The organism is Mesorhizobium sp. M4B.F.Ca.ET.058.02.1.1 (genome assembly GCF_003952505.1).
In the GTDB taxonomy this organism is placed as follows: Bacteria; Pseudomonadota; Alphaproteobacteria; order Rhizobiales; family Rhizobiaceae; genus Mesorhizobium.
Genome location: NZ_CP034450.1, coordinates 5,466,868 through 5,480,968 on the forward strand (window position 1 = coordinate 5,466,868; position 14,101 = coordinate 5,480,968).

At 65.8% G+C, this 14,101-nt stretch carries 15 protein-coding genes and 1 pseudogene; 7 read left to right on the plus strand and 9 right to left on the minus strand.

Annotated features, from left to right (window positions below; translation table 11 throughout):
- The first annotated feature begins 1 nt into the window (after nucleotide 1).
- The 4 genes and pseudogenes from EJ073_RS26570 (at nucleotide 2) to EJ073_RS26585 (ending at nucleotide 3,360) form a co-directional block, all read left to right on the plus strand.
- Nucleotides 2-958, plus strand: a complete 957-nt coding sequence (locus EJ073_RS26570) for a carbohydrate ABC transporter permease (protein WP_126058201.1) — start codon at nucleotides 2-4, stop codon at nucleotides 956-958.
- Complete coding sequence (locus tag EJ073_RS26575) at nucleotides 955-1,176, plus strand: hypothetical protein (RefSeq protein WP_126058202.1); 222 nt, start codon at nucleotides 955-957, stop codon at nucleotides 1,174-1,176. The genes EJ073_RS26570 and EJ073_RS26575 overlap by 4 nt, the downstream gene beginning before the upstream one ends.
- Nucleotides 1,173-2,279, plus strand: coding sequence for an ABC transporter ATP-binding protein (locus EJ073_RS26580; RefSeq protein WP_126058203.1), 1,107 nt, complete (start codon nucleotides 1,173-1,175; stop codon nucleotides 2,277-2,279). The genes EJ073_RS26575 and EJ073_RS26580 overlap by 4 nt, the downstream gene beginning before the upstream one ends.
- A pseudogene (locus EJ073_RS26585) lies at nucleotides 2,279-3,360 on the plus strand (ABC transporter ATP-binding protein). Before EJ073_RS26580 ends, EJ073_RS26585 begins: the two are co-directional and overlap by 1 nt.
- 53 nt (nucleotides 3,361-3,413) lie before the next feature.
- Here EJ073_RS26585 and EJ073_RS26590 read toward each other — a convergent pair.
- Entirely contained in the window at nucleotides 3,414-3,845 is a 432-nt protein-coding gene (locus EJ073_RS26590) for a DUF4437 domain-containing protein (RefSeq protein ID WP_126058204.1), read from the minus strand.
- A 105-nt stretch (nucleotides 3,846-3,950) separates the two neighbouring features.
- A complete protein-coding gene (locus EJ073_RS26595) occupies nucleotides 3,951-4,928 on the minus strand; it encodes an AraC family transcriptional regulator (RefSeq protein ID WP_126058205.1) in 978 nt (325 codons plus the stop codon).
- Between the two features lie 172 nt (nucleotides 4,929-5,100).
- Between EJ073_RS26595 and EJ073_RS26600 the strand changes: the two genes are divergently transcribed.
- Nucleotides 5,101-6,315, plus strand: coding sequence for an MFS transporter (locus EJ073_RS26600; RefSeq protein ID WP_126058206.1), 1,215 nt, complete (start codon nucleotides 5,101-5,103; stop codon nucleotides 6,313-6,315).
- A gap of 20 nt (nucleotides 6,316-6,335) precedes the next feature.
- Here EJ073_RS26600 and EJ073_RS26605 read toward each other — a convergent pair whose 3' ends face one another.
- A complete protein-coding gene (locus tag EJ073_RS26605) occupies nucleotides 6,336-6,926 on the minus strand; it encodes a helix-turn-helix domain-containing protein (protein WP_189347911.1) in 591 nt (196 codons plus the stop codon).
- A 93-nt stretch (nucleotides 6,927-7,019) separates the two neighbouring features.
- Between EJ073_RS26605 and EJ073_RS26610 the strand changes: the two genes are divergently transcribed.
- Complete coding sequence (locus EJ073_RS26610) at nucleotides 7,020-7,928, plus strand: SDR family oxidoreductase (RefSeq protein WP_126058208.1); 909 nt, start codon at nucleotides 7,020-7,022, stop codon at nucleotides 7,926-7,928.
- Nucleotides 7,929-7,935: 7 nt separating this feature from the next.
- Here EJ073_RS26610 and EJ073_RS26615 read toward each other — a convergent pair whose 3' ends face one another.
- Nucleotides 7,936-8,283 carry a GFA family protein gene (locus EJ073_RS26615; RefSeq protein WP_126058209.1) on the minus strand — a complete coding sequence of 116 codons (348 nt, stop codon included), beginning with the start codon at nucleotides 8,281-8,283 and terminating at the stop codon, nucleotides 7,936-7,938.
- Nucleotides 8,284-8,425: 142 nt separating this feature from the next.
- On the opposite strand from EJ073_RS26615, the gene EJ073_RS26620 reads away from it, so the two are divergent.
- Nucleotides 8,426-9,718, plus strand: coding sequence for an amidase (locus EJ073_RS26620; RefSeq protein ID WP_126058210.1), 1,293 nt, complete (start codon nucleotides 8,426-8,428; stop codon nucleotides 9,716-9,718).
- A 21-nt stretch (nucleotides 9,719-9,739) separates the two neighbouring features.
- On the opposite strand, the gene EJ073_RS26625 is transcribed toward EJ073_RS26620, so the two are convergent.
- From EJ073_RS26625 to EJ073_RS26645, 5 genes are all read right to left on the minus strand, one after another.
- Nucleotides 9,740-10,159, minus strand: a complete 420-nt coding sequence (locus EJ073_RS26625; RefSeq protein WP_245455378.1) for a hypothetical protein — start codon at nucleotides 10,157-10,159, stop codon at nucleotides 9,740-9,742.
- Nucleotide 10,160: 1 nt separating this feature from the next.
- A complete protein-coding gene (locus tag EJ073_RS26630; RefSeq protein WP_126058211.1) occupies nucleotides 10,161-11,141 on the minus strand; it encodes a hydroxyacid dehydrogenase in 981 nt (326 codons plus the stop codon).
- A 65-nt stretch (nucleotides 11,142-11,206) separates the two neighbouring features.
- Complete coding sequence (locus EJ073_RS26635) at nucleotides 11,207-11,923, minus strand: FadR/GntR family transcriptional regulator (protein WP_126058212.1); 717 nt, start codon at nucleotides 11,921-11,923, stop codon at nucleotides 11,207-11,209.
- Between the two features lie 2 nt (nucleotides 11,924-11,925).
- The gene (locus tag EJ073_RS26640) at nucleotides 11,926-13,095 is read right to left on the minus strand and encodes a mandelate racemase/muconate lactonizing enzyme family protein (RefSeq protein ID WP_126058213.1); all 1,170 of its coding nucleotides are present in this window, start codon (nucleotides 13,093-13,095) and stop codon (nucleotides 11,926-11,928) included.
- A 54-nt stretch (nucleotides 13,096-13,149) separates the two neighbouring features.
- Entirely contained in the window at nucleotides 13,150-14,037 is an 888-nt protein-coding gene (locus EJ073_RS26645; RefSeq protein WP_126058214.1) for a sugar phosphate isomerase/epimerase, read from the minus strand.
- Nucleotides 14,038-14,101 lie beyond the last annotated feature (64 nt).

The following is a 14,101-nucleotide window of genomic DNA, read 5'->3' on the forward strand; positions in this document are numbered from 1 at the left end:
GATGGCCGCCGTCCGCACTTCTTCCGAGATTGCCCTCAACCGCGCGGCAATCGTTGCGGTGCTTATCGCGACGCTGATCTTCCTCGCGCCGATCTACTGGATCGCCTCCACTGCGTTCAAGCCGAAGGAGTTGGCGGTCAGCGTGCCGCCCACCGTCCTTTTCCAGCCGGAAGTCACCCCCTTCATCCGTCTGTTCACCAAGCGCGTGCAGATGCAGAAGCCTGTCGACCCGCAAGTCTACGAGGCCGCGCCCTGGTGGGAGAAGCGCATCTATGACGGCGGCGAGCGGGTGCTGAAGGTTGGCAAGGACGTGCAGCTTTCGCAGTATCCCAACCGGTTCATGAACAGCCTGATCGTGGCGGTCATCAGCACGGTGCTCGCCGTCGGCATGGGGACCTTCACCGCCTACGGCTTCTCGCGCTTCAAGATCGCAGGCGAGGCGGACCTTCTCTTCTTCATCCTGTCAACACGCATGCTGCCGCCGGTGGTCGTGGCGATCCCGATGTTCCTGATGTACCGGATGGTCGGCCTCAACGACTCGCATATCGGCCTGATCATCCTCTACGTCGCCTTCAACCTGTCCTTCTCAGTCTGGCTGATGAAGGGCTTCATGGACGAGATCCCGAAGGAATACGAGGAGGCGGCGCTGGTCGACGGCTACACCCGCATGCAGGCCTTCTTCAAGATCGTGCTGCCGGAAGCGGCGACCGGTATCGCTGCCACCGCGGTGTTCTGCTTCATCACAGCCTGGAACGAGTACGCCTTTGCGCTGATCATGACCAACCGACGCGCCCAGACGGCGCCGCCCTTCATCCCCAGCCAGATTGGCTCGGGCCTGCCGGACTGGACCACGATCGCCGCGGGCACCTTCCTGTTCCTGCTGCCGGTCGCAATCTTCACCTTCCTGTTGCGCAACCACCTGCTTCGCGGCGTCACCTTCGGAGCGATCCGCAAATGAGTTTTCGCGCGGTCAACCAGAAATACCTGTTGCCGGCCTCGCAGATTCTCATGGTGCTGGGCATCATTGCGCTCTGCCAGCCATGGAGCCTCGGCCTGCATTCCTATGGCGTGACGATCATCCTGATCGGCCTGATCGGCTTCAACATCACGTCAAAGATAGCGCCGGAGCGCCCGGAGGAAACCGGCGCCGCGATGCACGAGGGGGCACGGCAGTGACGCAGATCGAACTTCGCGGCATCGAGAAATTCTTCGGCGCCGTTCAGGTCATCCACAATCTGAACCTCGCCATCGCCGACAACGAGTTTATCGTGCTGCTTGGCCAGTCGGGCTGCGGCAAGACCACGACGCTGCGTGCGATTGCGGGGCTCGAAACGATCGACCAGGGCGACATCCTGATCGACGGCAAGGCCGTGCAGCACCTCAAGGCTGCCGACCGCGACATCGCCATGGTGTTCCAGTCGTTTTCGCTCTACCCGCACATGACGGTGTTCGAGAATATCGCCTTTCCGTTGCGCGCAACGCGCATGGGAAGCGGCGAGGTCGACACGTCGGTTCGCGAGGTCGCCCGGGTTCTGCGGATCACCGACCTGCTCGGCAAGAGGCCGTCGGCGCTATCCGGCGGCGACATGCAGCGCGTGGCGATCGGCCGGGCGCTGGTGCGGCGCCCGAAGGCGATGCTGATGGACGAACCGATCGGCGCGCTCGACGCCAAGCTGCGCGAGGAGATGCGGGCCGAGATCAAGCGGCTGCACATCAAGCAGGGTTCGACCACGATCTACGTCACGCACGACCAGATCGAGGCGATGAGCCTGGCCGACCGCATCGTCATCATGCATGAAGGATTCATCCAGCAGGTTGGCACGCCGGACGAGGTCTATTCGCATCCCGCCAACCTGTTCGTGGCCCAGTTCGTCGGCAGTCCAGTGATGAACGTCGCCGAAGCGTCTGTCTCCGAAAAGGCGTCGGCCGCCTCGGTCACCGTCGGCGATGCGCCCGCGGGTTTCGAGTTCCCGAGCGCGCTCTTGTCGAAGCTCAACGGCCACGCAGCCAATGGCGGCCTGACGCTGGGTATCCGGCCGGAAGGCGTGCTCGTCCGGCGCGATGCTGCGCCGGGCTACATGCCGGTGGAGGCGCATATCATCGAACCGCTTGGCTCCTTCGACATCGTCGATCTCAAGGTCGGCTCCCAGATGCTGCGCGCCCGCACCAAGGCCGGCTACGTCGCCGGACCGGGCGAAAAGGTCCACGCCCGCATCGATCCGGAGCAGGCGCATTTCTTCGATACGGCAAGCGGCAAGTCGCTAGGAGTAAGGCTGTAATGGCCCATATCGAACTCAAGAACATCACCAAGACGTTCGGCAATCACACCGCACTGACGGGCCTCGACCTCGAAATCGCCGACGGCGAGTTCTTCGTGCTGCTCGGCGAGACCGGCGCCGGCAAGACGACGACGCTGCGACTGATTGCCGGGCTCGAGAAGCCGACCGAAGGCCAGGTCTTCATCGACGGCGTCGATGTCGCCGACTGGGGGCGGCCGAGCGCGACGTGGCGCTGGTGCTGCAGCAATATTCGCTCTACCCGCGCTACACGGTGCGCGAGAACCTTGAATTCCCGCTGAAGCCGAAGATCCGCCGTCTGCCGGACGCCGAGATCAAGGATCGCGTCGCGCGCGCCGCCCGCACGCTCCGCATCGAGCATCTGCTCGACCGCAAGACCGACCGGCTGTCAGGCGGCGAGATGCAGCGCGTCTCGATCGGCCGGGCCATCGTGCGCAAGCCGCGCGTGTTCCTGATGGACGAGCCGCTGTCGGCGCTCGACGCCAAATTGCGCGAGGCGCTGCGCACCGAACTGAAGAACCTGCAGATGCAGCTCGGCGCCACCTTCCTCTTCGTCACCCACGACCAGATCGAGGCGATGTCGATGGGTGACAAGGTCGGCGTGCTCAATCATGGCCGCATCGTCCAGACCGGCACGCCGCAGGAGATCTACAACAATCCGCGCGACACCTATGTGGCGAGCTTCGTCGGCTCGCCGCCGATGAACCTTATCGACGGCAAGCTGGTCGACAACCGGGCAGTGATGGCGCCGATGAATTTCGAACTGCCGCTTTCAGGGGGAGGAGCCGGCAATGCGGTCGACGGTCGCCCGCTCGTCTTCGGCATCCGTCCGGAGGACGTCTATCTGGAGAGCGGCGCGCCGGTCGAGGCACGCGTCCACGACGTCGAGAACCACGGCGTCGAAAAGATCGTGACGCTGAGAGTCGGCGACGCGATGCTGAGAGCCACTGTGCCGGCAAGGACTGCCGTCGAGATCGAACAGCCTGTGCGCTTTGCCTGGAATCCGGACAAGGTGGTGATGTTCGACAAGGGCAGCGGCGTGAGTCTGCGGCACGCCAGCTAGGCGGACGGTCCCTTCAAGCTACCGGGGCAGGCAGGCGCGCGGGCCCCTTTGCCCTACCTCGGCAGATAGGTCTCGTACGGCGTGTCGTTGATCAGCAGGATCACGCACTCCGTGTCCGAGAGGCAGGCATCGTCGTGCATCTCATTGGCCTTCTGGGTCCAGTAGGACCCTGGCGGCAACGCGACCTTGGTCGCCTCGCCGCCATCCATCTGCCAGTGCGCCCACAGCCCCTGAATGACCACGGCGCGATAGTCCGCGGTATGCGCGTGAACAGGCGCGCGCCAGTTGCCGGGAACTTTGAGCAAGGTTCCCGCCGGGCCCTTTGCACGCTCGCCCCATAGCGGGCCGAGGCGCTGCGGCTGGTCAGGCGCCTCGACAGCATAAGGGATCTTGCTCGCCGGCAGGTAGCTGTCTTCGAGGGCGAATGCCCGCCCCGGAAAGACGGTGAGCGCGGCGAGCGCAAGCAAGGCTGGGTGATTGACCATGGCGGGTTCCTCCGCCGGCCAGCTTAAGCTGCCCCCGCCGGCAGGGAATGACGCTGCGTCCAAAACACTTGGCAATTCCTCCAGGCGACAGGAACCGACCCGCGTTCAGGCGACCGGGCTGTCGTCGCCGTCGCCGGTGTTGCGCAGATGGCTCGGCGCCACGCCCATGACGCGCTTGAAGGCGCGGCTGAAGGACGCCTCGGAATCATAGCCCAGCCTTGTCGCGGCCACCGAAACCCGCATGCCGTCGCGGGCCAGCCATTGCCGCGCCTGGTGCATGCGAACGCTGAGCACATATTTGGCCGGCGTCTCGCCGACCACGGTGGCGAAGCGCTGGGCGAAGGCGGAACGCGAGGCTCCCATCATCCGCGCCAGCGCCTCGACCGTCCAGTCGCGGTCCGGCTGCAGGTGGATGGCGGCCAGCACCTTGCCGACATCCGGACTGCGGACGGCGGCGATCCATCCGGTGGCATCGCCGCAGCCGTTCTCCACCCAGGAGCGGATGATGGTGGCGGCCAGCACATCGGCAAGGCGCGCCAGGATGCCGCCGGAGCCGACCCGGTCCATCGTCACCTCGCCGGCCATCGCATCGAGCAGGTGCTGGATGCCCGGAGCGTTCGCCATCAGCTTACGTGCCTGCATCAGGTCCGGCATCATGTCGAGCAGCGGATGCGAGCCGTCGAGATTGAAATGCATGCTGCCGCAGAACAGCAGGGTCTTGCAGCCATCGCAGCCATTGGAGACGTCGTAGATGTTCTCGCAAACCGGCTCGATGCTGTAGCGGCCGATCGGCACGGCAGGCACGCCCGGCGCGCTGGCCAGAACGTGCTCGTCGCCGCGCGGGATCAGCAGCGCGTCGCCGACCGACAGCTCGATCCATTCCTTCGCCGGCGAGAACAGCCAGCAGCCTTGCTGGCCGATGAAGTGGAAGCGCGCCGCCTTCTGCGCGGGAAAGGACACCGCCCAGGGTTCCCCCAGCACGCAGCGACCATAGTCGACGCCGTCGAGGCGGAGGCCGCGTAGCATGTCGGTCAAAGGATCGCCGGAAGCCGGCAGTGCGGTTCTGGACGAATTGTAATTCATTTCGGCGTTTCTAGCATGGAAACTCCATCGCGTCACTTCCTATGTTGCATGTCAGCCAAATGTTGCGCCGCAAACAAGTCGGACTGGCAGAGCGCGCCCGCGAAGCATGTAACGGGTGGAGGCCGAGCCGGTCATTTCCTAAGTGGCGCGCAAACAGATCGGAGATTTAGCCATGACCGAACCCACCACGGGCGTCATCGACGCCGCTGTTCTAGACAGCGCCGACTCTCAAGAACGATCAGAGCCTGCTTGGGGCGCGGTGGTGTCGCTGGCGCTCGGGGTGTTCGGCCTTGTGACTGCGGAATTCCTGCCGGCCAGCCTGCTGACGCGGCTGGCGCAGGACCTCGGCGTCAGCGAGGGCGCGGCCGGGCAAGCGGTGACGGCGACGGCGGTGGTCGGCGCGATCGCGGCGCCGACCATGGCCATCGTCACCAAGCGGCTCGACCGCCGGCTGGTGATGTGGATGCTGACGGTTCTGCTCATCGTCTCCAATCTGCTCGCAGCCTTTGCTTCCTCGCTGACCATGCTGCTTCTGGCCCGGGTGGTTCTCGGCGTCGCGCTCGGCGGCTTCTGGTCGATGTCGGCGGCGATGGCGCTGAGGCTCGTGCCGATGCGGCTGATGCCGCGCGCCATGTCGATCATCCTCACCGGCGTTTCGGTCGCCACCGTCACCGCCGCGCCGGTCGGCGCCTATGTCGGCGATGTCTGGGGCTGGCGCACCGCCTTCATGATCGCGGCCGTCGTCGGCGCGCTGGCGCTCTTGGTGCAGCTTGCCACCATCCCGCGGCTGCCGCCGGCCGGCGTGGCCAGCGTGCGCACCTTGCTGGAGGTCTTGAAGCGGCCGATGATCAGGGCGGCGCTGCTGGTCGTGCTGCTGGTCGCCTCGGGTCACTTTGCCGGCTTCACCTATGTGCGCCCGTATCTCGAGGTGGTTCCGGTGCTGCCGATCGAGACGATCTCGCTGGTGCTGCTCGGCTACGGCATCGGCGGCTTCTTCGGCAACTTCGCCGGCGGCTTCATGGCCGAGCGCAACCTGAAGGCCGCGGTCGCCCTGGCGCCGCTGCTGATTGCCGTGTCGGCGCTGGTGCTGCTCACCCTTGGCGCCTCGCCGGTGACGGCGGCGATCGCCGTCGCCGCCTGGGGCTTCGCCTTCGGCGCGGTGCCGGTCGGGCTGCAGACCTGGCTGGTGCGCGCGGCGCCGGACGAGGCCGAAAGCGCCGGCGGGCTGATGGTCGCCACGTTCCAGGTGGCGATCGCGCTCGGCGCCGTCTTCGGCGGCCTGCTGGTCGACCATGCCGGCGTCGCCAGCGCCTTCGCCTATTGCGGCATCGCAACGCTGCTGGCGGCCCTGGTGGCGGTGCTGATGGGGCCGAAGCGCGCGGGCTAGCCAGCCCCCGCGCGATCATCCTACATCGGCCCGGCAGCCGCCCGGGCCGATGTCGCCGTGATCGCCGCCACGAAGCGCTCCAGGCTGTGCTCGACATAGGCGGTCAGGTCCATTTCGGGATCGAAGCTCCACCACAGCAGCGAGCCCTGCCAGTGCGACGCCATCAGCAGGCCGATGTCCTGAGGCATGCCGGGTATACCGGCGAAACAGTCGGCGAGCACCTTGCTTAGCGCCGCTTTCCAGGCGGCGCCACGTGCCCGCAGCACGGGATCGCGCAGGTCCTCGCGCAGCACCAGCAAACCTTCGGCATAGGATTCGATGTCGCCATAGCCGCTGGATAGACCACCCAACAACCGGATGGCCCCGGCCGGGGTCCTCGGCGTCGAGGCGGACAGCGCTTCGGTTTTCCGGTCGAGCCCATCCCAGGCATAAAGCAGCGTGCGTTGCTTCAGCTGCGCCTTGCTCCCGAAGCGCTGCACCAGCGTCGACCCCGATAGGCCGCATGCCCGCGCCAGCCGCTCGAAGGTCAGCGCCTCCGGGCCTTCGGCGTGCATCAGCCGGTAGGCGACCTCCAGCACCTGCTCGTCGGGTTGCGTTTTCGGCCGGGTCATCTTGACATCCATTTATAAACGAATGATCATTTATAAATTAGGAGCGCAGCAGGCGCCAGCCCTCGTTGTGGTGTTTTGGTTCGGGAGGTTTCGATGATGCTTGAAGGGAAGGTCGCCCTTGTCGCCGGCGCAACGCGCGGTGCCGGCCGTGGCATCGCGGTCGAGCTCGGCGCCGCCGGCGCCACCGTCTATGTCACCGGGCGCACGACGCGGACGCAACAGTCGGACTATGGCCGTCCGGAGACGATCGAGGAAACGGCTGAGCTGGTCACGGCGCAAGGCGGCAAGGGCATTGCCGTCCAGGTCGATCATCTGATTGCTGACGATGTGCGCGAACTGGTCGAGCGTATCCGTGCCGAGCAGGGCCGTCTCGATGTCCTGGTCAACGATCTGTGGGGCGGCGAGAAGCTGTTCGAGTGGAACAAGCCGGTCTGGGACCACGATCTCGAGAACGGCTTGCGCCTGCTGCGCCTGGCCATCGACACGCATCTGATCACCGCGCACCACGCGCTGCCGCTGATGATCGAGCGGCCGGGCGGGCTGCATGTCGAAGTCACCGACGGCACGGCCGAATACAATGCAGACCACTACCGGCTGTCGCCATTCTACGACCTCGCCAAGGTGGCGGCGACGCGCATGGCATGGGCGCACGCCAAGGACCTCGCGCCACATGGCGCCACGTCGGTCTCGCTGACGCCCGGCTGGCTGCGTTCCGAAATGATGCTGGAGGCCTTCGGCGTCAGCGAGGCGAACTGGCGCGACGCGACCGCCAAGGTACCGCATTTCGTCATTTCGGAGACGCCGCGCTTCGTCGGCCGCGCCGTCGTGGCGCTGGCCGCGGATCCGGAGCGGTCGCGCTGGAACGGGCAGTCGCTGTCCAGCGGCGGGCTGGCGCAAGTCTATGGCTTCACCGATCTCGATGGTTCGCGCCCGGATGCCTGGCGCTATGTCCCGGAGGTCCAGGATGCCGGCAAGCCGGCCGATGCGACCGGGTATCGCTAGAATTGCGCTAGGCCGAGCGACCGTCGAAGTCGAAGATCTGGACGGAGGCAAGGTCGATCCCGTCGAGGCAATTGATGTTGACATAGGCGCTGCGTTCGCTGCCGTCGCCGACGTCCTCGGCGAAGGGATGGATGCCGCAAAAGCGGCAGAAGCGATGGGCGATGGCGCCCTTGCCAAAGGTGTAACGGCCGAGGTCGTCGCCCCAGGCGAGCAGCCGCAGGTTCCGATGCGGCACCGCCCAGAGCAATGCCGCCTTGCGGGCGCAGATCGAGCAGTTGCAGCGCACGGCCCCGCCGAGCTCGCCTTCGACCTCGAACGCCACCTTGCCGCAGTGGCAGCCGCCTTTGTAGAGCATCGTTCCTTCTCCCCTTCGGCCCGGCAGTGCAAATATGCCTGATCCAACTCATTGTTGGAGCATGATCTTTCCGAAAACCGGTTCCCACTTCTCGGGATCATGCTCTAAAGACGCTGCAGCCTTGCGGAGTCCGACACCGAAAATGCAATCAGTCCGCGATCATCTCGAAATTCTGCTGTCGCGTCTCGCGACCCGCGCGAGCGACGAGTGCGTGTTCGTGCGACTGTACCCGGAGGCAGCGCGAGCAGCCGCCGACGCCAGCGATGCGCGGCGGAAGGCCGGCGTGACGCTCGGACCGCTCGACGGCACGATCGTCTCGATCAAGGACCTGTTCGACGTCGCCGGCGAGGCGACCACGGCCGGATCGCTGATGCTCAAGACCGCCGCGCCCGCCTTGCGCGACGCCGCCGTCGTCAGCCGGCTGCGCCAGGCGGGCGCGGTCATCCTCGGCAAGACCAACATGACCGAGTTCGCCTTCACCGCGATCGGTACCAACCAGCATTACGGCACGCCCGGCAATGCCACCGACGCCAGCCTGATACCGGGCGGTTCGTCCTCGGGCGCCGGCGTCTCGGTCGGCGAAGGTACCTGTGACATCGCCATCGGCTCCGACACCGGCGGTTCGGTGCGCATACCGGCATCGCTGAACGGCGTCATCGGTTTCAAGCCAACGGCGCGTCGGGTGCCGCTGACGGGTGCCTATCCGTTGTCCGCGACGCTGGATTCGATCGGACCGCTGGCGCTGAGCGTCGCCGCCTGTGCCGTCGCCGATGCGGTGATGGCGGCTGAGGAGGTGCCCCCGCTGCATCTGCCGTTGCCACTTGCCGGACTTCGTGTCGGTATCCCGCGCGGCGTTCCTTTCGAGGACACCGAAAGCGAGGTGGCGACCGCGTTCGAAAGATGCCTGGGCCAGGTCGAGCGGGCCGGCGCGCGGGTTGCGGACCTGTCGATCGACGACCTGCTCGCCGAGATGCGGGCGGCGACCAGGCGCGCGACGATCGCGTCAATGGAAGGCGCCGAGGTCCATGCCGACTGGCTGGCGACAGGCGCTTCCGTGCCGGTCGATCCGCATGTCAGCGGGCCGTTGTCGCGCGCGCTGGCCATCCCCGCGTCGGTCTATATCCGGACAATCCGGCGCCGCAAGGCGCTGGCCTCAGCGATGGACGAGCGGCTGGCCGCGGTCGATGTGCTGGCCCTGCCGACGACGCCGGTGGCGGCGCCGACCATCGCCTTGATGGCTAGCGACGCGGCGCTGCGCGAGCGGACCGAAGGCCTGCTGTTGCGCAACACCCAGGTCGCCAACCAGTTCGATCTCTGCGCCATCTCTGTGCCGATGCCTGGAACGGCGCGTCCGGCCGGGTTGATGCTGGTGGCCCGCAACGGCCATGACCGCCATCTGCTGCGCATCGCGGCAGAAATGGAGCGGCTGCTCTGACGAGCAGCGTGCCCACGGCAATCAGTGCGCCGCGCAGCGCCTGCGCTCGGCTTTGCCAGAGGCGCGTTCGATACGCGTAACGACCAGCATGGGCGGCTCGTTCGGCTCACCGCGATGCTGGATCGATCCTCTGACGACGAGCTTTCCCGCGTGGAGCTTGTCTGATGTATCGGGTGCGGCCCTGTCTTGCAGCGGCAATTCGGTGGTGTTGAGTGCCACGCCTTTGACGACCTTGCCGGTGCCCAGATCCAGCGCGTTGCCTGAGGGACAAGGGGCTCTGAAGCAGACGAGTCCATTGCTGCAGTAGACATAGTCGCTGCTCTCTGTCGCAGCGAGTGTGGGCGAGGCCGCGATCGAACATGCGGCGAGAACCAAGGATGCCAAGCGACGATTCAACATGGCTTCAGCGTCACCAAGAATTGAGGCGGAAGCGCGGTGCATTTCACCTGTCGGCCGGAAACCGTCGACGGTAGTGGTCGACCACGTCCGGATTGCGCAGATTTGCCGGCAGCTTGCCGGCCAGCACCAGCAGCGCCTCGCCCGCCGCGCCGACGCCCATGCGCATCATCGACTCCTCGGTGATCCCGGCCATATGCGGGGTGACGATGACATTGTCGAAGCTGAAATAGGGATGGTTCGGCGGCAGCGGCTGCGTCGCAAAGACGTCGAGCGCGGCACCGCCGATGCTGCCCTTGCGCAAGGCTTCGATCAGCGCATCGTCGTCGACCACCGGCCCGCGCGAGACGTTGATCAGCAGTGCGTTCGGCTTCATGCGCGAAATGCGCTCGCGGCTGATCAGGCCGCGCGTCTCCGGCGTCAGCGGACAGCAAAGCACGATGATGTCGCTCTGCTCGACCAGCGCGTCGATCGACAGGAAACCGACCTTGTCGGGCGCCGGGCGCATACTGCGCGTCGTTGCCACGACATTGAGGTCGAAGCCGTGCGCGGCGATATGGCCGACCGCCTGGCCGACCGCTCCGAGGCCGACAATGCCGATGGTCTTACCGGCGAGCTCGGTGTTGGCGTTGGCATGGTCGCGTCCGGCGAGCCAGCCCTTGGCGCGCAGGTCGCGGTCGACCATGCGAAAACGCCGAAGCAAGGCCAGCGTCACGAACATCACGTGCTCGGCGACCGAGCGCGCATTGACCGCCGGCACGTTCGCCACCAGCACGCCGGCTGACGTTGCCGCCTCGACCGGGATCATGTCCAGCCCAGCGCCATGACGGATCGCGGCGCGCAGCTTCGCGGCGCCGCCGAAGAGCTCAGGTGGCAGCGGCGCACGGACGATGACGATATCAGCATCCTTCGCCTCGGCGGCAAGCGTTTTGCCATCGAGGGCGGAAGCGACGACCAGCTTGCCTGCCCCGGCCAGCATGGCGGAGGCGCGCGGATGCAGCGGGTGCGTCGACAGGATTCTGGGCATGTGGCTCCCGTTTGTTTGCCGCATTTCTGCGATGCCAAGCGATGCCGCTTGGGCTGCAAAATGCTCTAGGCCTTTTCGAGCGCCGGGCTTGTCGGCTCCGTCCCACGCCCCTCGATCAGGCCCTTCCAATAGCTTTCGGCGCCTTGCAGATGGGCGTTCATCAGCGCCTGGGCGAGGTTGCCGTCGCGGCGCAGCAGCGCCTCGTAGATCTGGATATGCTCTGCATGCGAGCGCACGCTGCGCTCGGGATCGTTGAAATAGATCGGCAGGCGCTGCTCGCCCATCAGGTAGTAGACGCTGCAGATGTTGTGGAAGATGCCGTTCTTGGTGGCGCGCACGATCTCGAGGTGGAACTCGCGGTCTTCCTTGGCCAGACCCTCGCCGGCGGCGATACGCTCCTCCGAGGCTTTCAGGATCTCGCGCAGCCGCTCGAAATTCTCCTCGGTGGCGCGTGAGCAGGCAAGCTCGGCGGCCTTGATCTCGTGGATCTTGCGCAACTCGACCGTTTCGTAGATCTGGATCGGATCGAGCGGCAGGCCGGCGCGGGCGAAAAGGGCCAACGCCTCGACGCTCGCCTGCTTGGTGTCGACATAGATGCCGGATTTGGCGCGGCGTTCGACGATCCGCATGGCTTCCAGGATGGCCAGCGCTTCGCGGATCTGGCCGCGGCTGACGGCGAAGTGCTCGGCCAGTTCGCGCTCCGACGGCGTGCGACCCGTCTCCTTGTCCGATTTGGAGAACAGATAGGCGGCGAGTTCCGCGAGAAGGTTCTTTTCTTTCATCGTCAGCAGCGTTGCGCGTTCGCCTCCAGGAATCGCTCCGAGATTGTGAATCCCAATCCGGGCTTTTCAGGGATCGCTATCATACCGTCCTTTGCTTCGACAGTCTCTTCGATAAGATCGTGGATCATCGGGTTGGCGCCGAGCGAGTATTCGACGGTGAAGCTCGCCGGCGAGGCGGCGCAGACATGCAGACCGGCAAAGAAGCAGGGCGCGCCGGCCCACAGATGCGGGGCAAAGCGCAGGTTGAAGGCGCTGGCGATGGTGCCGATCTTCATCGCTTCGCTGATGCCGCCGCAGAAGGCGGGGTCCGGCTGGAAAATGTCAGCCGACTTCAGAACGGCGAGGTCGCGGAAGGCATAGCGCGTCGCCTCGCTTTCACCGGTGGCGATCGGGATCGAGCTCGAGGCGCGAACTTCGGCCATGCCCGGCTTGTCGTCGGCGATCACCGGCTCCTCGAACCAGGCGAGGTCGAGGTCGCCGGCAAGCTGGATGAAGCGCTTTGCCTCGGCCACCGTATAAGTGCCATGCGCGTCGACCATCAGCTCGACGTCGGCGCCGAGGGCCTCTCTCGCCGCGCGGACGCGCCCTGCGGAAATATGCGGGGCGCCGTCCATGGCGCCGATACGCATCTTCAGTGCCTTGAAGCCGCCCTTGGCGATGTAGGATTTGAGCTGCTCGCCGATGGTCTCGGCCGGCGCCCAGCCGCCGGAAGCATAGGCTTGCATGCGCTCGACTTTGCGGCCACCAAGCAGCCGCCAGATCGGCTGGCCGAGCGACTTGCCGAGAATGTCCCAGAGCGCGATGTCGACGGCGCTGATGGCGGCCACGCTCATGCCGCGCCGCGCCAGTTGCGGCATGGCATGTCCGCCATGGGCCGCCGTGTGGTGGCGCACGCCGTTGTAGAGCATCTCCCAGATGACGCCGATGTCGGTCGGGTCGCGGCCGATGAGCTGCGGGCCGACTTCATGGTTCAGCATGTGGACCAGGGCACCATAGCTGCCGGCGCTGCCGGCGGCGTTCTTGCCTTCGCCCCAGCCGACCAGGCCGTCATCGGTCTCGATGCGCAGAATGGCGGCGTCGAACGTCGTCACCTGACCGAAGTCGCTGCGATGCTGCTTCGCGGCTTCGATCGGTATGCGAACCCACCAGGCTTGGACCGTCTTGATGCGCATGGTCATCCCCGGCCCCGCCGCAGAAAGGCGGAAGGGCGTCTCTCTTTGGATCGGCTACCTGATCAGCGGCAGCAGCGTTTCGGCGGTGATGCGCATCTGGTCGGTGTAGAACTTCTCCGTCAGCACGCTGGAACCGTGATCCTGGATGAACTTCAGCTGCTCTGGCGAGATGTCGACCGGATGGCGCTCGACCATGTCGGGATAGGGCGCGGCCGGCGTGCGGTCGACAGGGGCGACGAACTCATTGGTCAGCGCGCCGTCATAGCCGATCTCCTTCAGCGTGCCCACGATCCGCGGCCAGTCGATCTGGCCGAGGCCGGCGGCGAAGCGGTTGTTGTCGGCGACGTGGAAGTCGAACAGGCGCTTGCCGACCTGACGGATGGCGTCATAGACGTTAAATTCCTCCATGTGGATGTGATAGGCGTCGAGGCAGACGCCGCATTCCGGGCTGACCGCGTCGGCGAGCGCGAGCGCCTGGGCGCCACGGTTGAACAGATAGGTCTCGAAGCGGTTGAGCGGCTCGACCGCGACCTTGACGCCGACCTTCTTGGCGTGGGCGAAGCACTCGCGGGTGGCGTCGACCACCCAGCCCCATTCCTCCGCCTCGGTGCCGTCGGGCACTACCTTGCCGACGGTGGCGGGAACCAGCGTGATGATCTCACCATCGAGCTCGCTGACCATGGTCAGCACGTCCTTGACGTACTGCACCGAACGCTCGCGCTGGCCCTGGTCCTTGGCGGCGAGGTTGCGTTCGCCCAGCATCAGCGTCACCGAGCCCCAGCAGCGGATGCCGTGCTCCTTCAAGAGCGCGCGCGTCTCCCTGGTCTTGTACTGCTCGGGCTCGCCGGAGATCTCGATCGACTCATAGCCGAATTTCTTGATGCGCTTCAGCGTCACTTCCAACGGCTCCGCCCGCATCCAGTTGTGCGTCGAAAGATGCATGGTCTATCCTTCCCAGAATTCGCCTGTCACGTTTCCCACGACGTGGCTCGAGCAAAGCCCGCCG